Origin of the sequence: Burkholderia metallica, from assembly GCF_902832845.1 — a bacterium.
GTDB classification, from domain to species: domain Bacteria; phylum Pseudomonadota; class Gammaproteobacteria; order Burkholderiales; family Burkholderiaceae; genus Burkholderia; species Burkholderia metallica.
Genome location: NZ_CADFDB010000002.1, coordinates 179,571 through 203,905, shown reverse-complemented (window position 1 = coordinate 203,905; position 24,335 = coordinate 179,571). Strand labels below are relative to the sequence as shown.

General features: G+C 71.0%; 16 protein-coding genes. 8 read left to right on the top strand and 8 right to left on the bottom strand.

Annotation, left to right across the window (positions count from 1 at the left end):
- The first annotated feature begins 206 nt into the window (after nucleotides 1-206).
- Nucleotides 207-1,574, top strand: coding sequence for a sigma-54-dependent transcriptional regulator (locus HWX08_RS08260; protein ID WP_069258442.1), 1,368 nt, complete (start codon nucleotides 207-209; stop codon nucleotides 1,572-1,574).
- Nucleotides 1,575-1,828: 254 nt separating this feature from the next.
- Here HWX08_RS08260 and HWX08_RS08255 read toward each other — a convergent pair whose 3' ends face one another.
- Entirely contained in the window at nucleotides 1,829-2,050 is a 222-nt protein-coding gene (locus HWX08_RS08255; protein ID WP_174920340.1) for a CBS domain-containing protein, read from the bottom strand.
- Between the two features lie 217 nt (nucleotides 2,051-2,267).
- Between HWX08_RS08255 and HWX08_RS08250 the strand changes: the two genes are divergently transcribed.
- The 7 genes from HWX08_RS08250 (at nucleotide 2,268) to HWX08_RS08225 (ending at nucleotide 6,263) form a co-directional block, all read left to right on the top strand.
- Nucleotides 2,268-3,728 carry an RNA polymerase factor sigma-54 gene (locus tag HWX08_RS08250; protein ID WP_174920339.1) on the top strand — a complete coding sequence of 487 codons (1,461 nt, stop codon included), beginning with the start codon at nucleotides 2,268-2,270 and terminating at the stop codon, nucleotides 3,726-3,728.
- Nucleotides 3,725-4,027 carry a hypothetical protein gene (locus HWX08_RS08245; RefSeq protein WP_174920338.1) on the top strand — a complete coding sequence of 101 codons (303 nt, stop codon included), beginning with the start codon at nucleotides 3,725-3,727 and terminating at the stop codon, nucleotides 4,025-4,027. Before HWX08_RS08250 ends, HWX08_RS08245 begins: the two co-directional genes overlap by 4 nt.
- A gap of 46 nt (nucleotides 4,028-4,073) precedes the next feature.
- Nucleotides 4,074-4,235 carry a DUF1328 family protein gene (locus HWX08_RS08240; RefSeq protein ID WP_027792525.1) on the top strand — a complete coding sequence of 54 codons (162 nt, stop codon included), beginning with the start codon at nucleotides 4,074-4,076 and terminating at the stop codon, nucleotides 4,233-4,235.
- 624 nt (nucleotides 4,236-4,859) lie between these two features.
- Nucleotides 4,860-5,240, top strand: a complete 381-nt coding sequence (locus HWX08_RS08235) for a hypothetical protein (protein ID WP_174920337.1) — start codon at nucleotides 4,860-4,862, stop codon at nucleotides 5,238-5,240.
- A 112-nt stretch (nucleotides 5,241-5,352) separates the two neighbouring features.
- Nucleotides 5,353-5,475 (top strand): hypothetical protein, encoded by a 123-nt coding sequence (locus HWX08_RS34575; RefSeq protein WP_279610504.1) that lies wholly within the window; start codon nucleotides 5,353-5,355, stop codon nucleotides 5,473-5,475.
- A gap of 4 nt (nucleotides 5,476-5,479) precedes the next feature.
- On the top strand, nucleotides 5,480-5,821 hold the full coding sequence (locus HWX08_RS08230; RefSeq protein ID WP_174920336.1) for a DUF1488 family protein: 342 nt from the start codon (nucleotides 5,480-5,482) through the stop codon (nucleotides 5,819-5,821).
- Nucleotides 5,822-6,035: 214 nt separating this feature from the next.
- Complete coding sequence (locus HWX08_RS08225; RefSeq protein WP_069258447.1) at nucleotides 6,036-6,263, top strand: hypothetical protein; 228 nt, start codon at nucleotides 6,036-6,038, stop codon at nucleotides 6,261-6,263.
- On the opposite strand, the gene treY is transcribed toward HWX08_RS08225, so the two are convergent.
- Genes treY through HWX08_RS08190 form a run of 7 tightly spaced genes read right to left on the bottom strand, consistent with a single transcriptional unit; the run spans nucleotide 6,250 to nucleotide 24,276 of the window.
- A complete protein-coding gene (gene treY / locus HWX08_RS08220; RefSeq protein WP_174920335.1) occupies nucleotides 6,250-9,042 on the bottom strand; it encodes a malto-oligosyltrehalose synthase in 2,793 nt (930 codons plus the stop codon). The genes HWX08_RS08225 and treY overlap by 14 nt on opposite strands.
- Nucleotides 9,039-11,261, bottom strand: a complete 2,223-nt coding sequence (gene malQ / locus HWX08_RS08215) for a 4-alpha-glucanotransferase (RefSeq protein ID WP_175807012.1) — start codon at nucleotides 11,259-11,261, stop codon at nucleotides 9,039-9,041. Before malQ ends, treY begins: the two co-directional genes overlap by 4 nt.
- Nucleotides 11,258-13,129 carry a malto-oligosyltrehalose trehalohydrolase gene (gene treZ / locus HWX08_RS08210; RefSeq protein ID WP_174919997.1) on the bottom strand — a complete coding sequence of 624 codons (1,872 nt, stop codon included), beginning with the start codon at nucleotides 13,127-13,129 and terminating at the stop codon, nucleotides 11,258-11,260. Before treZ ends, malQ begins: the two co-directional genes overlap by 4 nt.
- The gene (gene glgX / locus HWX08_RS08205; RefSeq protein WP_069258451.1) at nucleotides 13,126-15,252 is read right to left on the bottom strand and encodes a glycogen debranching protein GlgX; all 2,127 of its coding nucleotides are present in this window, start codon (nucleotides 15,250-15,252) and stop codon (nucleotides 13,126-13,128) included. The genes treZ and glgX overlap by 4 nt, the downstream gene beginning before the upstream one ends.
- A gap of 32 nt (nucleotides 15,253-15,284) precedes the next feature.
- Nucleotides 15,285-17,492, bottom strand: coding sequence for a 1,4-alpha-glucan branching protein GlgB (gene glgB / locus HWX08_RS08200; RefSeq protein ID WP_174919995.1), 2,208 nt, complete (start codon nucleotides 17,490-17,492; stop codon nucleotides 15,285-15,287).
- On the bottom strand, nucleotides 17,489-20,899 hold the full coding sequence (treS, locus tag HWX08_RS08195; protein WP_174920042.1) for a maltose alpha-D-glucosyltransferase: 3,411 nt from the start codon (nucleotides 20,897-20,899) through the stop codon (nucleotides 17,489-17,491). The genes glgB and treS overlap by 4 nt, the downstream gene beginning before the upstream one ends.
- Complete coding sequence (locus HWX08_RS08190) at nucleotides 20,899-24,276, bottom strand: maltotransferase domain-containing protein (RefSeq protein ID WP_174919993.1); 3,378 nt, start codon at nucleotides 24,274-24,276, stop codon at nucleotides 20,899-20,901. Before HWX08_RS08190 ends, treS begins: the two co-directional genes overlap by 1 nt.
- Between the last annotated feature and the right edge of the window lie 59 nt (nucleotides 24,277-24,335).

The following is a 24,335-nucleotide window of genomic DNA, read 5'->3' as shown; positions in this document are numbered from 1 at the left end:
CGTGAACGGATAGATTTATTCGATGATCGGCGCATGCGCGACATCGCTCTCCTATACTGAAAGGGACCGCTTTTTTACGGGAGGATAGCCAGTCGGGACGAGTGCATTGATCATGCCGTATCGTCGTGTGACCGACGGCCGGACCTCGCTGAAACCGCTGCGGTTCCGGCGGATACGTGTGCCGGGCCGCTTCACAAGGAGCCACGATGCCCTACGTCCTGATCGTCGAAGACGATGCCGATACGCGAGCGATGCTTGCGGCGCTCGCGCGCACGCAGCAGCTTGCCTGCGACACGGCCGCGACGCTCGAAGAAGCGCGCACGCTCGTGTCGACGCATACCCCCGATCTCGTGCTGTGCGATCTCGTGCTGCCGGACGGCAACGGGATGGATCTGTTCGATTCATTGCCAAAGCGTTCGCACTGCGAAATTGTTTTGACCACCGGCCACGCGAGCCTCGAAACCGCGATCGACGCGTTGCGGCGCGGCGCGACCGACTACCTGGTGAAGCCGCTGAACATGCAGCGGCTGAACAGCATCTTCGCGCGCGTGCCGCGCACCACCGCACTGCATGAGGAAATCGCCGAGCTGCGCTCGGAGTTGCAGCGTCTCGGCCGCTTCGGCCGCATGCTCGGCAGCTCGCCCGCGATGCAGACCGTGTACGACGCGATCGGCCGCGTCGCGCGCACCGAGGCGTCGGTGCTGCTGACCGGCGAATCGGGCACCGGCAAGGAGCTGGCCGCGCAGACGGTGCACGACCTGAGCCTGCGCCGGCGCGGCCCGTTCCTCGCGGTGAACTGCGGGGCGATCGCCGCGAACCTCGTCGAGAGCGAGATGTTCGGCCACGACCGCGGCAGCTTCACCGGGGCGGAGCGCCAGCACAAGGGCTTCTTCGAACGCGCGGACGGCGGCACGCTGTTCCTCGACGAAATCACCGAGATGCCGCTCGAATCGCAGGTCAAGCTGCTGCGCGTGCTGGAGACGGGGCGCCTGACGCGGCTCGGTTCGACGCGGGAGATCGACGTCGACGTGCGGATCGTCGCGGCGACCAACCGCGACCCGGAAGCCGCGATGGCGGACGGCAAGCTGCGGCCCGACCTGTTTCACCGGATCAACGTGTTTCCGATTCCGCTGCCGTCGCTGCGCGAGCGCGGCGACGACATCCCGATGCTCGCCGACGCATTTCTGCAGCGCTACAACGAGGAAACCGGTCGCACTTTGCGTTTTTCGCCGGCCGCGCGCGAAGCGCTGAAGCGCTACGCGTGGCCCGGCAACGTGCGCGAGCTGCGCAACTTCGTGCAGCGCGCGGCCATCTTCAGCGACACCGACGTGATCGACAGCCTGCCGCCGCCGATCATGGACGAACTGTCGAACATGGTCGATTCGCATGAAGATCGCGTGACGGTGCCGTTCGGCACGTCGCTCGAGGAAGTCGACCGCAAGCTGATTCTCGGCACGATCGAGCAATGCGGCGGCGTGAAGGCGCAGGCGGCCGAGGTGCTCGACGTCAGCCTGAAGACGATCTACAACCGGCTCGCGCAACTCGAAGGCGAAACGGACAAGCGGGAATCGTGATCTGGGCGCGACCGATCGGGCTTCGGCCGGCGGGAACGCGATGGGCGGCAAGCCGGTCGGTGGGCGCGAAGCCGAACTCGCATCGGCGCGCGCGAACACACGTGTGACCCGACAGGCCGGTTGGCGACACGGGCATCCAGCGGTCTTGCGCGGCCGAGGCCCGTTTCTGGCGCCGTGGCAGCGCTTCTGACCGGGCGCCTGCATCGCATCATCCGGCCGACCTTTCTTCGAGCGATCAGCAGCGTGCCTTACCGTTACGTCCGCTGCGGGTGCGACACGCCGTCGAGCGTGTTCGCTACGTCGGCGCGTTCGGTCGCGCGCATCGCAAGGTCGCGGCTCGTCATCCTTCCCACCACCCGGTTGTCGTCGCACATGGGCAGCGTGCCAATGTCGTAGCGCTCCACCCATTGCGCGGCGTGGCGGATCGAGTCGGTCCGCGCGACCGGCTGCTGCCGGTTACACCACCACCGATCCATTACCGATTCGACATGAAGCTGGCGCGTACCGGGCCGTGCGCGAAAAACGTGCCCAAACTTGCCGCCGGCTTGTAAAAAAGCGGCTCCGCCCGGCTGCAACGCAGGGTGCGATCCCGCGTGATCCGCGACGTAGCGCGATCTGCGTGCCTGGCATGGAAGCTGCGTAAATCCTGACCGAATACCGATACGAACCCACGAAACGTCAGGAGGACTCTCGATGTCCGTCTCGCTTGCACTGCAGATGCGACAGCATCTCGCACTTACGCCGAGGCTTCAGCAATCGCTGCGGTTGCTGCAGTTGTCGTCGCTCGAATTTCAACAGGAGTTGCGGCAGGCGCTCGATCAGAATCCGTTTCTCGAGGATGGCCAGGGCGACGAGGAGGCTGAGGGCGACGCACCCGGGCCGCAGGCCGAAGCCGCCGCGCCCGAAGCAGTGCCCGAGCCTGACGACGCTCGCCCGCAATCTGACGACGTGCCCGAGGTGCCGGAGGCGTCCGAGGTGTCGTTGACGGCCGCGCCCGCACCGCGCGACGCGAGCCGCCACGGCGACGATGCGGGCGGTCTGTCGCCCAGCGAATGGCTGGCCGCGGAACCGTCGCTGCATCAGCAGCTGCACGATGCGCTGCGGCTCTACCCGTTGAACCGGCGCGACCGCGAAGCCGCGCGCATCGTGATCGACGCGCTCGACGACGACGGCTACTTGCGTCAGGAGCTGGCCGAACTGCTGGTGGCGGCCGATCCCGCGCTGCTGTTGACGGAGCAGGATCTCGCGGTCGCGCTGCGGCTCGTGCAGATGCTCGACCGCCCGGGGCTGGCCGCGCGCTCGCTGTCCGAGTGTCTCGTGCTGCAGCTCGACGCGATTCCGGCCGGCACGCCGGCACTCGCGGAAGCAAAGGCGATCGCGCGCGAGCATCTCGAGCGGCTCGCGCGCCGCGAAACGGCCGAGATCCAGCGGCGCATCGGCTGCAATGCGCAGACGCTGCAGGCGGCCTGCGCGCTGGTGCGCAGCCTCGACCCGCGCCCCGGCAATCATTATGGCAGCACGCGCGGCGACTACGTGGTGCCCGACGTGATCGTGCGTCAGGTGCGCGACGAATGGATCGTGACGATCAACCCGGCCGTGCTGCCGCGCGCGCGACTGCACGAACGCTATGCGACGCTGTTCGCGCAGTCGAGCGGCGAGCGCGATTCGCCGCTCGGCCAGCAACTGCAGGAAGCGCGCTGGCTGATCCGCAACGTGCAGAAGCGCTTCGAGACGATCCAGCGTGTCGGCGAATGCATCGTCGCGCGGCAGCGCGACTTCTTCCGCTACGGCGAGATCGCGATGAAGCCGCTCGTGCTGCGCGACATCGCCGAAGAGCTCGACCTGCACGAATCGACCGTGTCGCGCGCGACGGGCAACAAGTACATGGCCACGCCGCACGGCACGTTCGAGTTCAAGCATTTCTTCCCGCGCAAGCTGGAGGCGGCCGGCAAGGGCGTGTGCTCGGCGGCGGCCGCGAAGGTGCTGATCCGCGACATGATCGCGGGCGAGCGGCAGACCGATCCGCTGTCCGACGTCGCGCTTGCGCACAACCTCGCGGGCCGCGGCATCCTGCTCGCGCGTCGCACGGTGACGAAGTATCGCCAGGCGATGAAGATTCCGCCGGCCGACCTGCGTCGCCGCGACGCCGCGTGATGTCTGCCCGGCATGGCCATCGTGCGTGCGAGCCGATCGCCGCATCGGCGCGCGCCGACGGCAGGCGTGCCGCCATGCCGGCCGGATCGCATGCGGTGTCGCATGCCGTATTGCAGACCGGATCGCGAGCCCGGCGGCATGCGCCGCGTATTGCACTTCCGGGCGGCCACGATCCGGTGGCTATCCGGGACCTCGGGCCGCAAGCGAAGTCGGCGGCCGGGGCGATGAGCGAACAGGCAATTGATAAAACCGAGTTCACGACGAGGCTCGGCAACCCGGAGCACAAGCCCGATGCGTGAACGACGACGACGTGTGCTGACGACAGCTGCCATCCAGGAGGTATCCATGCTTCGATACGCCATCATCTTCTTCATCATCGCGATCGTCGCGGCCGTGTTCGGCTTCGGCGGGATCGCGGCCGGCGCGGCCGAGATCGCGAAGATCCTGTTCTACATCTTCGTCGTGATCTTCCTGGTCACGCTGCTGCTGGGCGTCGTGCGACGATGAGGGGTATCCCGGCCGGTCGCAGCGCGTCGACGAACCCAGACACGCGTTTGCGATCGGCGATTTAATCGTAGTCCTATGTTGTCGTGCATGGTGACGATGCGTCCGGGTGGTTGACCGGCCGGGTATCGTGGAAGCGCGATGCCTGCTGCATGTGCGTCCCCACGGGGCGGCAGCGTGCGGCCTACGGTGAATGAAAGCAGGCCGTGCGTCGAGGATGCGGCAATCGAATGCAACCGGGCATTCGACGTGATGGGCGCCGAATCCGGCAGGGCGTTGCATGCGCGCTGATCCGGCAGCCGCGTGTGCGGCTGGCGGAGCGGCGATCCGCTGACCGCTGGGTTCACGGATGCGGCGAGCGGATGCCGATGCCGATGCCGTTCCCGGTCGGCCCTATCCGTCGCCACCACGCGCACGGTAGCCGTCTGCGCGGCCCGGCACATCGCGAGCGCATCGACGCCGACGCTTCAACCGGTGATACGCGTTCGTCGCCGGAATCGCGCAAATCGCGATCACCGATACCGGCACGGGCGCCGGCACGGGCGCAGCAAGCGGGTGCCCCGTGCCGAACGACAGCGTTCGAGCGCGAACAGGACATGCCAATCCGCCATCTGGCAGGAGGACATCATGCAATCGCATTCCCGCAATCAGCTGGAGAACGACGACGTTGACGAGACCGACGCCGACGACGACAACGAGACGATCGACGCCGACGGTTTCGATACGACGGTCCATGTCGACGTGGCAACCGGCACGGTCAAGTTTCAGGCCGCGTGGATGGAGGCGGCCGACCCGCCGCCCGAGACCGAGCGACATTCGGTCGTGCTCGTGCTCGACTGCGACACGATGGAGCGCTACGCGGATCTCGACGAAAGCACGCGGATGCGCGTGCACGCGATCCTGCGCCACACGGTGCAGGACCTGCTCGACCGCCAGCCAGACGAGCATGCGACGCTGACGATCGAGCTGACCGATGCGATGCTCGACGCAGCGCGCGTGCTGCAGTGACCGACCCGATGGGCCGTCCGGTATCGCCTGCGCGAACGGGCGTGCCGGCATGCCGCTTGCTCCATCGGGATGAAGCGGCACGATGTGTGTCGCCACGCTGATGGAGGCGCTCATGCGCGACAGGCTGGATGATGGGAAGCTCGACATTCTCGCGGTCGACGGCTTCGATGACGCCGAATTGCCCGCGTTCATCAGTAACCAGCGGTTCGATCGCCTCGCGGCGCGGAGGGCCTGACACGATGCCGGCCGATTCTCCCCGTCGCGTGACGTTGACCGACGAACCGCCCGTGTTCGACGGCGCCGCGCTTCAATTGCGCTTCGTCATCGACGTCGACGGCGAACCGCAGCCTTGCGCGATCACGGTCGAAGCGCTGGAAGATCATTTCGGCGCGAATTCCGCGCTGGAAGCCGACTTGCGCGATGCATTCGAGCAAGGCCGGGCGCGCATCGAGGCCGCCTGCGCGGACATGTTGAGCAAGGGCGGCAGCGAGGGTGACGGCGGCATGGTGCTGCACAGCGGCGTTTTCCGCGCACCGGCCGGCCGCGTGCGCGCCGGCCTGTTCCGGTCGCGAGGCTCCTGACCCGACAGCCGTTTCCGGCGGGTCGCACGCCGGTCGGCTCTCCGCGTTACACACCGTTGAAAACTTTGCACCGGCCGCCGTGAGCGGCGCGGTGCCGCATCGCGCCGCGCGCAGGCGGCACGGGCGGCGCCACCGCCGAGCGAACCGGCACGATCCGTGCATGCCTGTCTGCGCGCCGGCGCGCATCTCGCGCAGCCGCCCACGGGGAACGAGCATGCTGTCCGCCCACGAATTCGCTACGCTGCTCCTGGTGCATCGCGCGCCGGAGCAGATCCAGATCGACCGCGAGGACTTCGTCGCGCTGGTCGAGCGACACCTGATCGTGATGCAGTACGACCCCGCATCGGGCGAGCGCCGGCCCGCGCTGACGGCCGACGGCCTGTCGCTCGTGCGGTGCGTACAGCGCAACGACACGAAAGAAGCCGACGTCACCGATGCGTGACGGGCCCGCGCGCGGCCACCAGCACCGCGACGGGTAGCGTGGCCAGGCAACGGGCGAGCGGCAGCACGCGGCCCGGCACGTCGAACGCATCGCCCGCATCGCCCTTATCCCCGCCATTCAGCCAGTCCATCCAGGGCCCGTCCATGCCGCGCGGCAGGACGACCGCCGTATCGCCCCATTGCGCCGGTTCGACGCGCGGCAACCCGGGCGCTTCGCCGAGCCACCGGCAAGCGAGCCGGGTCGCGACGACCACGACGGCGGCCGCCTCGTCACATCGTGCGAACGCGATCGCATGCCGTCCGAGCGGGCCACGCACGCGCAGCGGTACGTACGCGCCATCCGCGAACGTCGCCGGCCACCGCGCGCGCAGCGCCAGCATGCGCTCGACCAGCGCGCGCTTCACGCGCGCGTCGGGCCACGCGGCCAGATACGACGCGACCGGCGCGTCGACCCGCTCGGCCGCGAGCGCCGCGAACGGCACGTCGCGGCGATTGTCCGGATCGACGAGCGAGTGATCCCATGACTCGGTACCTTGATACAGGTCGGGCACACCGGGCGACGCCATCCGCAGCACGGCCTGCGTCAGACTGTTGACGACGGCCGCCGGCGCGATCCGCGCGACGAACGCGTGCAGCCGGTGCGCGAAATCGCCGGCGCCGCGCGGCGTCAGGATCGCGCGGACGAACGCGTCGCAATCGCGCTCGTAGCGCGGATCGGGCGCGAGCCAGTCGGTGTGCCGCTTCGCTTCGCGCAGCGCCTTCGTCTGCCACTGCGCGACGCGTTCGGCGAGCGCCGCGAGCCCGGCCGCATCGTCGGGTGCGAGTTCGGGCGGCCAGCAGCCGACGAGCGTCTGGTACAGCATCGCCTCGGCGGCCGGCCCCGGCGCCCACGCGGCGTCGCGATGCGCGCCGCCGCGGTGCGGCCGGTTGAGCGCGGACCAGTCGAGCGACACCGTGCGCCACGCGTCCGGTATTTCACTGAGCACGGCCAGACGCGCACGCGCATCCTCGCCGCGCTTGTGGTCGTGCGTGGCGGTGGCGACGAGCCCGTGCGGCACGGTGCGCGCGCGGCGCCGGTTGCGCGCATGGAACGCGCCGCGCGACAGGCTGAAGTCGCCCGCGTCGGCGCCGACCTCGTTGCGCGACAGCAGCCGGCCGTAACGATAGTGGGCCGTATCCTCGACGCCCTTCGCGGCCAGCGGCGCGGTGAGCTGCGCGAACGCGACGCGCGCCGCGTGCAGCGCGTCGGCGTCCGCGCGCGGGATGTGCGCGACCGGTAACCCGAGCCACGTCGCGACCCGGTCCAGCGCGAACCGATCGGCCGGATCGATGGCCGCGCTCGCGGCTGCGTACGCCTGTGCGAGCACGCGGCGGTCGGCGTCGGCGGGTTCTTCACCCCGCGCCGGATACATCCGGTATACGGGCAACTGCACCGCGAGTTCGCCGAGTACGCGCCGAATCGCGATCAGGCTGACGTCGCGCGTCGCGGGCGCAGCACGCGCGATGTCGTGCAGCGCCCGCGCCGCGCGCGCATGCTCGACGGCGAGCTGGCGCAGCAGCACGCGCCGCTTGCCGTCGCATGCCTCCTGCGCGAACGTGCGCGACGACCCCGACACGTGCGCCCAGTGCTCGGCGAGCGGCGCGGCGCCGGCCGGATCGTGCAGCAGCGCGCCGACGTCGTTCATGAAGTCGTAGCCGGTCGTGCCTTCGACGGCCCAGTCGGCGCGCAACTGCTCGCCGGGCGCGAGGATCTTCTCGACGACGACGTAAGGTCGCGCGTCGCGTTGCGCGGCCAGTCGCGCATGCAGCCGCCGGCCATACCCGCGCGGATCGGCGAGACCGTCGACGTGATCGACCCGCAGGCCGTCGACGTATCCGGCCGCATGAAGCCGCAGCGGCAGTGCATGGGCGGCGTCGAACACCGCGTCGTCGTCCATGCGGACGGCCGCGAGCGTCGCGATGTCGAAGAAGCGGCGCCAGTTCAGTTCGTCGGCGGCCGTGCGCCACCACGCGAGCCGGTAGTGCTGGCGTTCGAGCAGCCGGTGCAGGCAGGCGCGCGAGCGCGCGCGGCGCGGATCGGCGCCGCGCAACACCGCGTCGAGCGCATGCGGGCCTTGCGCGGCCGCGTGATCGCGCAGCGCCGCGTGCGCGGCGGCCAGCCGTGCGCTGTCGCACGGCAGCACGGCGTCGAAGCGTTCGGCGAGCGCGTTCAGGTCCGCGCGGTTCGCGATGCGCAGGATGTCCGCATAGGTGGCCGCGGCGACCGGCAGCCGCCGCCCCGGGCACGACACGAAGAAGCGCCCGGTGGCCGGATCGGCGCCGAGCGTGATGTCGCCGGCCGCGAGCGCGTCGCCGTACGGCATGCCGAGGCAGGGCAGCAGCACCTTGCCGTCGAGCGCCGCGTCGGGCGGATGCCAGTCGATGTCGAAGTGATGCGCATACGCGCTCGCGGGCCCCCATTCGAGCACGTCGTTCCACCAGCCGTTCGTCGAGCCGCCGACGCCCATGTGGTTCGGCACGATGTCGACGATCACGCCGAGCCCGTGCGCGCGCAGCGCATCGACGAGCCGCACGAAAGCGGCTTCGCCGCCGAGTTCGGGGTTGATCGTGCCGTAATCGACGGTGTCGTAGCCGTGCCGCGAACCGGGCTCGGCCGTCGCGATCGGCGACAGGTACAGGTGGCTCACGCCGAGCCGCGCGAAGTAGCCGGCGTGCGCGGCCGCGTCGTCGAACGTGAAACCGGCATGCAGCTGCAGCCGCAGCGTCGCGCGCGGCGTCATGGGCCGGGCTCCCGCGTACGTCGCGCCTGCGCGATGGCCGCGATGCGCTCGCGCACGGCGGCGTCGAACAGCGTGTCGACCGCGCGCGGCAGGCGCTGCCGCCAGTTCGGATGGCCGCAGGGCGGGCCCGGCAGGTTCGGCTGCATGTCGAGCGCGAGCAGATCCTCGAGCGGCAGGATCGCGAGCGGCGACGGGCTGCGCGCGACGTGCGCGAGTATCGCGCCGACCGGCGGCGCATCCGCCGGCGGGGCGGCGGCCTCCGGCGGCGCGCAACCCGCACGCTGCAATGCGCGCCACAGCGCCGCGCGGTCGGCGGCGCGCGCCGCCTGCGCGGCGACGAGATCCGGGTCGACGGCGGGCGGCGGCGTGACGGGGCCGCCTTCCGGGCGCGGCGCGGTGTCAGGCGAGTCAGCCGCGCGTGCGACGCGGGGGGCCGGGTCGCGCGCGTCTGCCTTGTCCGCCTCATCCGGCGCAAGCGTGCCGACGTTGCGCGCATCCGCGTCGTCCGATTGCCGCGCCGCGTCGGCCGCGATCCGCCGCCACGCGAGATCGACGCCGCGCCACCAGCCGGCGACGGTCGGCAGATCGTGGGTCGACGACATCGCGATCGCGTCGCGATCCCATGCCGACGGCGGCCGGAACGCACCGTCCGCGTCGCGCTCGAACCACAGCACGCGCATCCCGGCGATGCCCTGCGCGCCGAGCCGTTCACGAAACCCCGCCGGCACCGTGCCGAGATCCTCGCCGATCGCGATCGCACGATGACGGGCGGCCTCGAGCGCGACGAGCCGCACGAGATCGTCGACCGGATAGCGCAGGTACGCGCCGTCGCGCGGCGAGCCGCCGTCCGGCACGATCCACATCCGCGCGAAGCCGAGCACGTGGTCGATGCGGATGCCGCCCGCATGCGCGAACGCCGCGCGCAGCAGCTCGACGAACGGCACGAAGCCTTCCGCGCGCAGCGCGGCGGGCGTCCAGGTCGTCACGCCCCACGCCTGGCCGGCCGCGTTGAACAGGTCGGGCGGCGCGCCGACCGACACGCCGCGCAGCAGCATCGCGCGATGCGCCCACGCATCGCTGCCCGCGCGATCGGAGCCGACCGCGAGGTCGGCGATCAGCCCGGTCGCCATGCCCGCGCCGCGCGCCGCGTGTTGCGCGTCGCCGAGCGCGCGCGACGCGCACCATTGCAGGTACGTGTGGAACGCGACCGTGTCGGCATGGGCGTGCGCGAACGCGTCGACGTCGGCCGACCCCGGCTCGCGCCACGGCGCCGGCCAGTGCCGCCAGTCCGCGCCGGCTCCGTGCTCGATGCAGAACGCCTGCAGCGCATCGAAGCGCGCATGGGCGTCGAGCGCCGCGCCGCCCGCCGCGCGAAACCGCTCGAACGCTCGGTGCGACGGGTCGTCGCTCGCGCGCCACGCGTCGAAGCACGCGCGCAGGCGCCGCAGCTTCAGCGGCAGCACGTGCGGCCAGTCGATCAGCGGCGCGTCGGCGGTGCCGGGCGCGTGACGCGCGGCGTCGGCGCCCGGCACCGCGTCGCAATCGAGATACGCGACGTTGTGCCAGCGCCGCGACGACGGCGAATACGGGCTGTCGTGCTCGGGCAGCGCCGGATAGCCGGCGTGCGTCGGGCTGATCGCCACCGCGTGCGCGCCGTGCCGTGCCGCCTGCGCGGCCAGCCGCGCCAGTGCGGTGTAGTCGCCCGCGCCGTCGTCGCCGGTGAGGCGCAGGCTGTAGAGTTGCGCCGCGATGCCCCAGCGGCCGCCCGCATCCGCCGCGCGCGGGTCGGGCGCCGGTGGGCGCGGCGGCGCGATCGTGATGCCGATCCGCTGGTTGCCGACATCGAGCGCGTGATAGCCGGGCATCGCGAGCGGCGGCAGCGTGCCGTGTTCGCTGGCGCCGCCCACGTGCCCGTCGACGTGCCCGCCCGCTTCGAGCGTGATCCGGAAGCGCGCGCCGGGCGGCGCGATCGCGGCCGGCAATGTCAGCGGCCGGCCCGCATCGCCGGTGACGATGCGCGGCGCCGCCGCGTTCGCGTCGGCGAGCGCGGCGGCGCTCGCCACGCGCTGGGCCGCCGTGCCGCACGGCCAGCCGAGCGTGTCGACGAGCGCGGCGAGCGCGTCGTCGTCCACCCGCCGCGCGATGCCGCCCGCGTCGGTCCAGTCGGGTTCCAGGCCGGCCGCGCGCGCGAGTTCGGCGATCGATACGTCGGTCGTCATGCGCGCTCCTGTCCGTTCGCGCGGTGCCGCCGCGCATCGTCGTTGACCTCGCCGTCGCGCCACACGATGCATGCGCGCGGCGGCAGCCGCAGGTCCGGCAGCCGGTCGCGCGCGCGCGGCGGCGTCTCGAACACGATCTTGCCGACCGGCAGCGCGGGCAGCACCGCGTCGTGCGAACCGAGGTTCAACGCGATCGTCAGCGTGCTGCCGTCGCCGAGGCGCCAGCGCGCGGCGAGCGCCTGCGGGTCGCCTTGGCCCGCGAGCAGGTCGACGCCGAGCGCGCGCGCGCCGGGCAGGTTCGGCGTCACGAGCGCCGCGCGTACGGCGAGTGCGCTGCGGTAGAAGCGCCGCCATGCGTCGGTGTCGGGCGTGGTCTCGTCGCTGCTGCCGTGCAGCGTCGAACGCACGAACGTCGCGATGTCGTTCGGATCGGGAATCGCGTCGCGATGCGCGGCATCGGCGAACGCCGGAAAGGCCGCGAATTCGCGGCGCCGGCCGTCGCGCACCGCGTCGGCGAGCGCGCCGCGATAGTCGGTGAAGAACTGGAACGGCTGCGTGCTGCCGTCTTCCTCGCCCATGAACAGCAGCGGGATCGACGGCGCGAGCAGCAGCAGCGCGGTCGCCGCGCGTACCGCGTCGTCGTTCGCGAGCGCGCGCAGCCGCTCGCCGAACGCGCGGTTGCCGATCTGGTCGTGGTTCTGCAGGAACGCGACGAACGCGGTCGGCGGCAGGTGCGCGCTCGGCTCGCCGCGTGCGGCGCCGTCGTGCAGCGGCGACGGTTCGCCCTGGTACGCGAAGCCCTCGCCGAGCGTGCGCGCGAAATGGCGCAGCGGCGCGTCCGCGTACGCACGGTAGTAGCCGTCGCGCTCGCCGGTCAGCAGCACGTGCGCGCTGTTGTGGAAATCGTCGTTCCATTGCGCGTCGAAGCCGCCCGGCCCGAGCAGGTTCGCCGCATTGCGCTCGTTCTCCAGCACGAGATGCACGTGGCGCGTGTCGCCCGCATACGTGCGCACGCGGCGCGCGAGCTCGCGCAGCCACGCATCGTCGTCGATCGCGTGCGCGGCGTCGATGCGCAGCCCGTCGAAACGGAATTCGTCGAGCCAGTACAGCGCGTTCTCGATGAAGAACGCGCTCGTTTGCGCGCGCGAAAAGTCGATGGCCGGCCCCCACGCGGTCTGTCGGTCCGCGCGGAAGAACGCGGGCGCGTAGCGCGACAGCAGGTTGCCGTCCGGGCCGAAGTGGTTGTAGACGACGTCGAGGAACACCTGCAACCCGAGCCCGTGCGCGGTGTCGACGAGCGCCTTCAGTTCCTCGGGCCGCCCGTAGGACGCCGCGGGGGCGAACGGCAGCACGCCGTCGTAGCCCCAGTTGCGCGTGCCGGGGAACGTGTTGACCGGCATCAGCTCGATCGCGGTCACGCCGAGCGCGGCGATCGCCGGCAGCCGCCGCTCGACGCTCGCGTATCCGCCGCATGCGCCGACGTGCAGCTCGTACAGCACCGTCTCGTGCCACGGGCGGCCGCGCCACGCGTCGTGGCGCCACCGGTATGCAGCGGGATCGACGACCTGGCTTGGGCCGTGCACGCCGCCGGGCTGGAAGCGCGATGCGGGATCAGGCACCGCAAGCTCGCCGTCGAGCCGGTAGCGATACAGCGTGCCGGGGCCGCACGGCGCGACGACCTCGAACCAGCCGTCGGCGAGCGCGGTCATCGCGACGGCCGACGTGCTTTCGCCGTCGATTTCGACGGCGGCCGTGCGGCTCGCGGGCGCCCACAGCCGGAAGCGCGTGCGGCCGGCATCGATGCAGGTCGCGCCGAACGACGCATCGAACGCGTGCGTGCCGGCGGGGCGGACGGAGCGTGATCTCATGGCGAGTCTCCCGAAGGCCAGTCGGCCGGCACGACGGCCACCGCGATCGCGACCGCGTGCGCGGCGACGTCGAGGCCGTCGGCCGGCCACGAACGCGGGCCGGCGTCCGGCGTGGCCGTGTCGACCAGCACGCGATAGTCGAGCGCCGGCGCGGGCGGCGTGAACACGACCGTCTCGGCGGACGCGTTCAGCATTACGAGCAGCGCCTCGGTGCGCCCGGTGCGGCCCGGGCCGACGCGCCGCATCGTCAGCGCGCGGCGCTCGTGGTCCTGCCATGCGGGCACGGTCAGCGCGTCGCCGCGCTCGTCGAACCAGCCGATCTCGGCCATGCCCGGCGCCGCGTCGCGGTCGCCCGACGGATAGCTCGGCGCGGACATCGACGGATACATGCGCCGCAGCGCGGCGAGCCGCGACACGAAGCGCATCAGCGTCACGGCTTCGTCGCTGCGCGCGAGATCCCAGTCGAGCCACGACAGCTCGTTGTCCTGACAGTACGCGTTGTTGTTGCCGTGCTGCGTGCGGCCGAATTCGTCGCCGGCGACCAGCATCGGCGTGCCGAGCGCGGTAAACAGCGTCGCGAGCATCGAGCGGGCGACGCGCGCGCGCACCGCGCGGATCGCCTCATCGTCAGTCGGCCCTTCGACGCCCCAGTTCGCACTGCAGTTGTCGTCGCGGCCGTCGCGGTTGTCCTCGCCGTTCGCGTCGTTGTGCTTGCCCGCATACGACACGAGATCGGCGAGCGTGAAGCCGTCGTGCGCGGTGATGAAATTGACCGACGCCCACGTATGACGCCGATGGTGGTTGAACAGGTCGGCCGACCCGGCGAGGCGCGCGGCAAGTTCCGGCCGCTGGCCCGCGTCGCCGCGCCAGAAGCGCCGCACGGTATCGCGAAAGCGGTCGTTCCACTCGGCGAAGCCGGGCGGATGGCGGCCGAGCTGGTAGCCGCCGAGGCCGAGATCCCACGGTTCGGTGATCAGCTTGCGCTGCGAGAGAACCGGGTCCTGCCGCAACGCGTCGAAGAATCCCGCGCCGGGATCGAAGCCGTGGTCCTCGCGGCCGAGCGTCACGCCGAGGTCGAAGCGGAAACCGTCGACGTTGAACGCAGTGGCCCAGTAGCGCAGCGAATCCATCACCATCTGCAGTACGCGCGGGTGCGACAGGTTCAGCGTGTTGCCGCAGCCCGTCTCGTCGACGTGATAGCGGGGGTCGTCCGGCATCAACCGGTAGTAGCTCGCGTTGTCGAGCCCGCGCCACGACAGCGTCGGGCCGAGCTGATTGCCTTCGGCCGTATGGTTGTACACGACGTCGAGCACGACCTCGATGCCGGCCGCGTGCAACTGCCGGATCGCGATGCGCATCTCGTCGAGCCGCCGCGTCGCGAGATACGTGGGCTCCGGCGCGAAGTATGCAGCGGTGTCGTAGCCCCAGTAGTTGCGCAGCCCGCGTTTCACGAGCTCGCGCTGCTGCAGGAACGCATGGATCGGCAGCAGTTCGACGGTCGTCACGCCGATCGACAGCAGATGATCGATGAACGCCGGATGCGCGAACGCGGAGAACGTGCCGCGTTCCGGCACGCGCAATCCGGCGCGCCGCATCGACGCGCCGCGCACGTGCGTTTCGTAGATCACCGTGTTGCGCCACGCGACGCGCGGGCGCCGGTCGTTGCTCCAGTCGAACGCCTCGTCGACCACCACGCACTTGGGCATCGCGGGCGCCGAATCGCGGCGGTCCATCGACAGGTCCGCGCGATTCGAATGCACGCGATAGCCGAACAGCGCGTCCGACCAGCGGAACTGGCCGACAAGCTTGCGCGCGTAAGGGTCGAGCAGCAGCTTGGTCGGGTTGAAGCGGTGGCCGTGCTGCGGCTGATACGGGCCGTCCGCGCGAAACCCGTACACGGTACCGGGATGCGCGTTGGGCAGGTAGCCGTGCCACACCTCGTCGGTGCATTCGGGCAGGTCGAGGCGCGCGAGCTCCTTGCGGCCGGTCGGATCGAACACGCACAGCTGGATGCGATGCGCGTGCGCGGAAAATACCGCGAAGTTGGTCCCAAGGCCGTCCCAGGTCGCGCCGAGCGGGTAGCTTCGGCCGGATTCGAGACGGGTGGGCAGGGCGGTCGGCATGGGGCGGATCTCCGTGTCGAAGGCGCGGGTGATCAAGCGGGAGTGAGCCACAGCGTCGCGAGCGGCGGCAGGCGCAAGGTTGCCGACCACGCTTCGCCGTGCGCGGGCACGGCTTCGGCCCATACGGCGCCGTCGTTGCCGGCGTTGGTGCCGCCGTACGACGCGGCATCGGTGTTCATCAGTTCGCGCCAGTGGCCGGGCGCAGGCAGCCCGAGGCGGTAGCCGGCGCGCGGCACGGGCGTGAAGTTGCAGACGGCGACCACCAGGCGCCCCGTTTCGTCGCGCCGCGCGAACGCGAACACGCTGTTGTCGCGGTCGTCGCCGATCAGCCAGGAGAACCCGGCCGCGTGGCAGTCGAGGGCATGCAGCGCCGGCTCGGCCGCATACGCGCGGTTCAGGTCGCGCACGAGCCGCTGCACGCCGCGATGCGCGGGGGCGTCGAGCAGATCCCAGTGCGGCGTCGCATCGTGCGCGAACTCGGCCCATTGCGCGAATTCGCTGCCCATGAACAGCAGCTTCTTGCCGGGGTGCGCCCACATGAAGCCGAAATACGCGCGCAGCGTCGCAAGCCGCTGCCAGGCGTCGCCGGGCATCTTCGCGACGAGCGAGCCCTTGCCGTGCACCACTTCGTCGTGCGACAGCGGCAGCACGAAACGCTCCGAGAACGCGTACACGAGCCCGAACGTCATCCGGTCGTGGTGATAGCGGCGGTGGATCGGATCTTCGTGCAGATACGCGAGCGTGTCGTGCATCCAGCCCATGTTCCACTTGAAGTCGAAGCCGAGCCCGCCGTCGCCGGTCGGCGCGGTGACGCCCGGCCACGCGGTCGATTCCTCCGCGACGGTGACGACGCCGGCCGGCGCGGCCGCACCGTGCAGCGTGTCGTTCAGCATCCGCAGGAACGCGACCGATTCGAGGTTTTCGCGGCCGCCGTACACGTTCGGCACCCATTCGCCTTCGGCGCGCGAGTAGTCGCGGTACAGCATCGACGCGACCGCGTCGACGCGGATGCCGTCGACGTGATAGCGGCGCGCCCACGCGAGCGCGGACGCGACGAGGAACGCGCCGACCTCGGTGCGGCCGACGTTGAACACGCACGTGTGCCAGTCGGGATGCATGCCCTCGCGCGGGTCCGCATGCTCGTAGAGCGCGCTGCCGTCGAACTGCGCGAGCCCGTGCGGATCATCGGGGAAGTGCGCGGGCACCCAGTCGACGATCACGCCGATGCCGGCCGCGTGCGCGCGATCGACGAACCGCGCGAAGCCGTCGACCGGCCCGAAGCGTGCGGACGGCGCGAACTGCGCGAGCGGCTGGTAGCCCCACGAGCCGCCGAACGGGTACTCGGCGATCGGCATGAATTCGACGTGCGTGAAGCCCATGCCCCGCACGTACGGAATCAGCCGCTCGGCCAGTTCGTCCCACGTCGCGCTGCGCTCCATCTCCTCGGGAATGCGTAGCCACGATTCCGCATGCACCTCGTAGATCGACCACGGCACGCGGTAGCGGTCGTTGCGCGGTCGTGCGTGCATCCAGCCTTCGTCGTGCCACGCGAACGCGTCGAGCGCCGCGACGTCGGCGACGACCGACGCGGTGCGCGGCGGCGCTTCGGTCGCGCGCGCGCACGGGTCGGCCTTGTGCGGCAGCACGCGCCCGTCGGCCGCGCGCAGCTCGAACTTGTAGCGCTCGCCCGCGCCGATGCCCGGCACGAACAGTTCCCACACGCCCGACGGCCGCCGCAGCCGCATCGGGTGGCGGCGGCCGTCCCATGCGTTGAAGTCGCCGACCACCGACACGCGCTGCGCGTTCGGCGCCCAGACCGCGAAGCGCACGCCGTCGGTGTCGCCGATACGCACGGGCGTCGCGCCGAGGCAGTCGAGCACGGCGGCCGGGTCGCCGGCCGAGAAGCGCGCGAGCGCCGCTTCGTCGAGCAGCGTGCCGAATGCATACGCATCGTCGGTCACCTGGTGCGCGTCCGGCCAGTCGATCGCAAGCAGGTAGCGGGGCGTGCCGCCGTCGTGCGCGATCGTCCCCGCGAAGCAGCCGGCGCGGTCGATGCACGCGAGCGCACCGAGTTCGCCGCCGTCCGGCGCCAGTGCGCGCACGCGTTCGGCACCGGGCAGCAGCGCGCGGACGACGAGCCGGTCGGCCTGCTCGTGCGGGCCGAGGCACGCGAACGGGTCGGGATGGCGGCCGGCGAGCAGCGCGTCGATATCGGCGCGTTCGAACAGCGTGTCGGTCATCGGGTCTCTCCGTCTTCGGGGCGGCCGCCGTCGCCCAGCAGGCGCTCGACCAGCGCCGCGAGGCCGCCGACCGGCACGCTCAGCCAGTCGGGCCGGTTCGCGGCCTCGTAACACAGCTCGTACGATGCCTTGTCGATCAGGAACAGCGCGAGCAGGCGATCCGCGTAGCGCGGATCGACGAAACGGGCGGGCGCGAGGTCGGCCGCCGCGCGATAGCATTCGACGAAACGGTCGGCGGCGGCCTGCCCGAAGCGGTCGAACAGCGCGCGCTTGCGGTCGGCCGCCTGCTGCGGCGCTTTCTCGATCGCGATCTGCGCGGTCGCGCCGACGTACGACAGCGAGCGCAGCAGGCCGGCCACGTCGCGCAGCGGATGCGACTTCGCGCGGCGCCGCGCGAGCGGGCGCGCCGGCTCGCCTTCGAAGTCGATCAGCAGCGCGTCGCCCTGCACGTCGAGCACCTGGCCGAGATGGAAATCGCCGTGAATGCGCGTGCATTGCGCGTCGAGCGTGCGCGGCACGAGTTCGCCGATCGCCCGCACGGCCGCGTCGCGCGATGCGAGCAACGCGTTGGCCGACGCGCGGGTCGCGGGCTCGAGCGTATCGAGCCGCGTGCGCAGCACGTCGAGCGCGCGCTCGAACGAGGCGATCGCATCCATGCACCAGCCGTCGACGTGATCGGGCGTCGCGGGCTCCGGCGCGAACGCGGGATCGTCGGACGGCTGCGCGAGCGCGACGTGCAGTTGCCCGAGCCGCGTGCCGACGATGCCCGCGAACGCCGCGTAGCCGAGCAGCGCATCGGATTGCGCGCTCGCTTCGGCCGCGGCGTCGTCGTCCGCCGCCGGCAGCGCGAGTTCGTCGATCGCACGCCGCAGGAAATCGAACGAGCGCGTCCACGCGTCGCCCTGATTGTCGACGTAGCGCTGCAGGATCGCGACCGTATGCGGGTTGCCGTCCGGATCGACGTGCACGACTTCGCCGGCGAGCGTCGCGGTGTTCGCATAACCGATGCGCGTCAGGTGCCGGCTCATTTCCGCTTCCGGATGAATGCCGTGCGCGACCTTGCGCACGAGTTTCAGCACGATCGCGTCGCCGATCACGAGCGAGCTGTTGCTCTGCTCGGCCGCGAGCCAGCGCACTTCCGCGTCGTCGCCCGGGTCGAGCGCGGCGAGCGCGTCTTCCGGCAGGAACGCGAGCCGCCCGCCGTCGGACGTGGGCACCGTCGCGCCGTCGCGCAGCTTGCGCAGCATTCCGTGCGCGAACGCGGGCAGCGCGAACGCATCGGTCAGGTAGCCGACCGTATGGCCGCGCCGCACGCGCGCCAGCGCGAGCTGCGCGAACAGCGGGTGCGAGGTCTCGCCGCCCCACGCGGTTGCGAGCGGCACGACGTAGCGTTCGACGCCGCCGTCGCTCGCGGATACCCACGCCTCCGCGTACTGAAACGGTTCGTCCGGCACCGGCGTGACGACGTTCAGCCACGCGTCGCCGATCGCGCGATCCTTCGACGCGAACCAGCGCCGGCGCGCGAGCCACGACGCGAGCGCATCGTGCGCGAGCGCGTGCAGTTGCGACACGTCAGGCCGCGTGTCGCTGCGCCGCATGACCAGCGTCACGTATTCGGGCAGCGGCTCCGCGTGCGGCTGCCGCCACGACGGCTCGCGGCCGTGCTCGGCGAGCACGAACCAGAGGAATCCGTACGGCGGAAAGGTGAGCAGATACGGGAGCTGGCCGATCGGCGGAAACGGCGAATCCGACGTCATCTCGATCGGCACGCGGCCCGCGAATCCGGACAGGTCGAGCTCGACCGCCTGCGACGCGCGCGACAGGTTCGCGACGCACAGCAGCGGATCGTGGCCGTCCAGCTCGCGCAGGTACGCGAGCACCTTGCGGTTCTCCGGGCGCAGGAAGCGGATCGTGCCGCGCCCGAACGCCTGCGACGCGCGGCGCGTCGCGAGGATGCGGCGCGTCCAGTTCAGCAGCGAATGCGGGTCGCGCGTCTGCGCCTCGACGTTGATCGCGTCGTAGCCGTACAGCGAACCCATCACCGGCGGCAGTACGAGCATTTCGGGATCGGCGCGCGAGAAGCCGCCGTTGCGGTCCGACGACCACTGCATGGGTGTACGCACGCCGTCGCGGTCGCCGAGGTGGATGTTGTCGCCCATTCCGATCTCGTCGCCGTAGTAGATCACCGGCGTGCCGGGCATCGACAGCAGCAGCGAGTTGATCAGCTCGATGCGGCGCCGGTCGCGTTCCATCAGCGGCGCGAGCCGGCGCCGGATGCCGAGGTTCAGCCGCGCGCGCCGGTCGCTCGCGTAGGTCTGCCACAGCAGGTCGCGCTCGGAGTCGGTCACCATCTCGAGCGTCAGCTCGTCGTGGTTGCGCAGGAACACGGCCCACTGGTTGCTCGGCGCGAGCGCCGGCGTCTGCCGCATGATGTCGACGATCGGGAAGCGGTCCTCGCTCGCGATCGACATGTAGATGCGCGGCATCAGCGGGAAGTGGAACGCCATGTGGCATTCGTTCTCGTCGCCGAAATACTCCTGGACGTCTTCCGGCCACTGGTTCGCTTCGGCGAGCAGCATCCGGTTCGGATATTCGGCATCGATCGTCGCGCGGATCTGCTTCAGGATCGCGTGCGTCTCGGGCAGGTTCTCGTTGTTCGTGCCTTCGCGCTCGACGAGATACGGCACCGCGTCGAGCCGCAGCCCGTCGATGCCCAGGTCGAGCCAGAAGCGCATCACCTGCAATACCTCGCGCACCACGGCCGGGTTGTCGAAGTTCAGGTCCGGCTGGTGCGAATAGAAGCGGTGCCAGTAATACTGGCCGGCGACCGGGTCGTAGGTCCAGTTCGACGTTTCGGTGTCGAGGAAGATGATCCGCGTGTCCGCGTATTTCGTGTCGGTGTCGGACCACACGTAGTAGTCGCGATACGCGGAGCCGGGCTTCGCGCGGCGCGCGCGCTGGAACCACGGATGCTGGTCCGACGTGTGGTTGATCACGAGCTCGGTGATCACGCGGATGCCGCGCGCATGGGCTTCGCGGATGAAGCGCCGCACGTCGGCGAGCGTGCCGTAGTCGGGATGCACGTCGCGGTAGTCGGCGATGTCGTAGCCGTCGTCGCGGCGCGGCGACGGGTAGAACGGCAGCAGCCAGACCGTGTCGACGCCGAGTTCGGCGATGTAGTCGAGCTTCGCGATCAGGCCGGGGAAGTCGCCGATGCCGTCGTTGTTCGAGTCGTAGAACGACTTCACGTGCACCTGGTAGATGATCGCGTCCTTGTACCACAGCGGATCGTCCGCGCAGAGCGCCGGCGCGCGGCGGCGGGCGCGGCGACGGCGCGCCGCGCCGGCCGGTGCGAGCGACGAAAACTGCGCGCGGCGCACGTCGTCGAGGGAATCTTCGCGTTTCATCATCCATGCGCTCCCGAAGGTGGCCGGGCGGCGCCCGGTTCTGGCGCCGCCACCCGCGCGGCGCCTGGAGACGGCGTGAGCCGCCAGATCGCATACGGCCGCACGTGCGGATCGAGCGACACGTACTGGCGATGCCCGCGCCAGGTCTGCGCATGCGCGGCATCCTGCTCGAGCGCGTCGAGCGGTTCGCCGTCCACGAGCCCCAGCCCGCGCCACAGCGACGCGTCGAGCGTGAAGTTCGCGACCTGCGGATGCCACGGGTCGGTGCTGATCGCGACCACGACCACGCTGTCGTACGCCGGCGTCGCCTTCACGAACACGAGCACCGCGTCGTTGTCCGCGTCGACGAACGTGACGCCCAGATGCGTCTGCAGCGCCGGGTGCGCGCGCCGCGCGCGGTTCAGCCGCGCGATCTCGGCGCCGATGTGCGCGGCCTTGCTCCAGTCGCGGGCACGCAGTTCGTATTTCTCCGCGTTTGCGTATTCCTCGCTGTCCGGCAGTGGCGCCGATTCGCCGAGCTCGAAGCCCGAGTACATGCCCCACGACCCGGCGAGCGTCGCCGCGAGCGCCGCGCGGATCACGAACTGCGTGCGCGGCGCGTTCTGCAGGTGGCGCGGGTTGATGTCGGGCGTGTTGACGAAGAAGTTCGGCCGGAAGAATTCGCGTGCGGGGCCGGTCGTCAGTTCGGTCAGGTAGTCGATGAATTCGCGTTTCGACTCGCGCCACGTGAAGTACGTGTACGACTGCGAGAAGCCGACCTTCGCGAGCCGATACATCATGCCCGGCCGCGTGAACGCTTCGGACAGGAACACGACGTCCGGATGCCGGCCGCGCACGTCGTCGATCATCCACGCCCAGAACGGCAGCGGCTTCGTGTGCGGGTTGTCGACGCGGAAGATCCGCACACCGGCTTCCACCCAGAACAGCACGGCGTCGCGCAGCGCGAGCCACAGGTCGGGCAGCGCGTCCGGCGCGTAGAAATCGGGGTTCACGATGTCCTGGTAGCGCTTCGGCGGATTCTCAGCGAAGCGCAGCGAGCCGTCGGGGCGCCACGCGAACCAGCCCGGATGCGCGGCGAGCCACGGGTGATCGGGCGAGCACTGGATCGCGAAGTCGAGCGCGATCTCGAGCCCGTGGCCGCGCGCGGCATCGACCAGCGCGCGGAACGATTCGAGCGTGCCGAGCTGCGGATGCACGGCCGTGTGGCCGCCGTCGGGCGAGCCGATCGCGTACGGGCTGCCCACGTCGTCGGGGCCGGCCGTCAGGCTGTTGTTGCGCCCCTTGCGCGCGGTCGTGCCGATCGGATGGATCGGCGGGAAATACAGCACGTCGAAACCCATGTCGCGGATGCGCGGCAGGTGCGCGATCACGTCGTCGAACGTGCCGTGCCGGTGCGGATCGTCGCTCGCCGAGCGCGGAAACATTTCGTACCAGCTCGAGAAGCGCGCCGCGCGGCGTTCGACGTCGACCGGGTAGCAGGTTTCATCGTGGGTGACGAACGGCCGGTAGCGCAGCGCCGCGAACGCATCGGCAAGCTGCGGCGCCGCGAGCAGCGCGCGGCGCGCATCGGCCGGCGCGTCTTTGAACTCGGCCACGAGCCGTTTCATCTGCGTGAGCGCGCGCGCATCGAGCGGATCGGCGCGCTTGAGCGCGGTCGCGAGCAGCAGTTGCGCCTCGCGCAGTTCGAGCGTCACGTCCTGGCCGGCCGCATGCTTCTTCGCGACGTCGTCGACGAGCGACGCCCAGTCGTCGCGCCACGCGATCACGCGGAATTCGTGACGGCCGAGCCGGTCGAGCACGACGCGCGCGTGCCAGCGGTCGTTCGGTTCGGCTTCGAACGGGATTTCGCGCCAGTCTTCGCCGGCCGCGCGCCATTGCAGGACGGCCGCGAGATGCGCGTGGCCGTCGCTGAAGATCGATGCGTGGACAACGAGCGTCTCGCCGACCACGCGCTTCACCGCGAAGCGGCCGCCGTCGACCGACGGCTCGACGCGCTCGATCGCGACCCGGTCGGCCGCGAGCGCGGCCGACAGCGTATTGCCCTCGCGCGCGGCGTCGGGGCGTGTCGTGACGGGCGGCGCCCGCCGCGCATCCAGCAATGCATAGCCGCCGGGTTCGAGCGTGAACGGTTCGAGTGCGGTTTGCGCGCCGTCGCGCGTGACGACACGTGTGAATTCTCCCGGCACGCCGGGCAGGATCGTCGCGGGGTCGACCGCCGCGGCGGCGTCGAGATCGGGATTCAGCGCGATCAGCAGCGCCGCGTCGTCGTGTTCGAGCGACGGCCCCGTGCCGCGCAGCAGCGTGGTCGCGGCCGCGCCCGGCCCGCTCAGTTGCGCGATTTCGCCGCGGGCCGCCGCGACGGGCGTGGCGCGGCGCCACGCGTTCGCCTCGGCGATCGCACCCGACAGGTCGAAACGCGCACGCTCGAATGCGGCACGGTAGCGCGCGGCATCCGCGTCGCGCGCCATCAGCGGCACCGTGACGCCGCGCTCGAAGCCCATCGGCACGAGCCAGCCGGTGCCGACGGCCGCGGCCGTCCACAGCGCGCGGTGATACGCGCGGGCGACGGTTTCGTCGGGCGCGTCGGGCCAGTCGTCGGCGACGCGCGGGCCGTCGAACGCGTCGGGAAACGCGATCGGCGAGCCGATGCGCCGCAGCAGCCGGTGTTCGTCGACGAACCACGGTGCGCGCAGGTCCCACCAGCGCGCCGACGAGAACACCGCGTCGAACCCGGCGCCTTCGAGCCGCGCGAGCGCGTCGCGCGCATGGCCGGGCACGCCCGCGAGCAGCGCGACGTCGGAGCGCGCACGGCGCAGCGCCGCCCGCCACCCGGGCCACCAGTCGGGCGGCAGGTGATGCGGCGCGTCGATGAGGAAACCGGCCGCGCCGGCGTCGGCGAATGCGGCGAGGTGCTTGCACCACCACGCGGACAGCGCGTCGCGCGCCGCGTCGTCGTCGAGATTCGCGTGCGCGACATCCATCGCATGCGCGGTGCCGCGCGGGTCGATCAGCGCATCGTCGTGCGCGCGCTCGACGTACCAGTCAGGGCGCTCGGCGCGCAGCGGGTTTTCGCGCGCGATGCGCTCGGGGACGACTTCGAGCAGCAGCCGCAGCCCATGACCCTGCGCGAGTTGAGTGAGCCGCGCGAAGGTTTCGAGCGCGCTCGCGCGGGTCGCGAACGATTGGGCCGGACGCCGGAAATCGGCCACGTGGCGCGGAAAACCGGCGACGCTCCCGGCCCAGAAGGCACCGACCAGCACGTGATCGAAACCCATGCCCGCGATATGCGCGAACGTCTGCGGCCATGTGTCGAGCGGGCCGACGAGGCGGGCGTCGCAGAAATAGAGGTGCGGAGCGAAGGGTGACGTGGAATCCATGGCGTGGCGCGTAGGGCGGCGGTCGATGACTTCGGTCCACCGCAACGCACGTGCCTGCC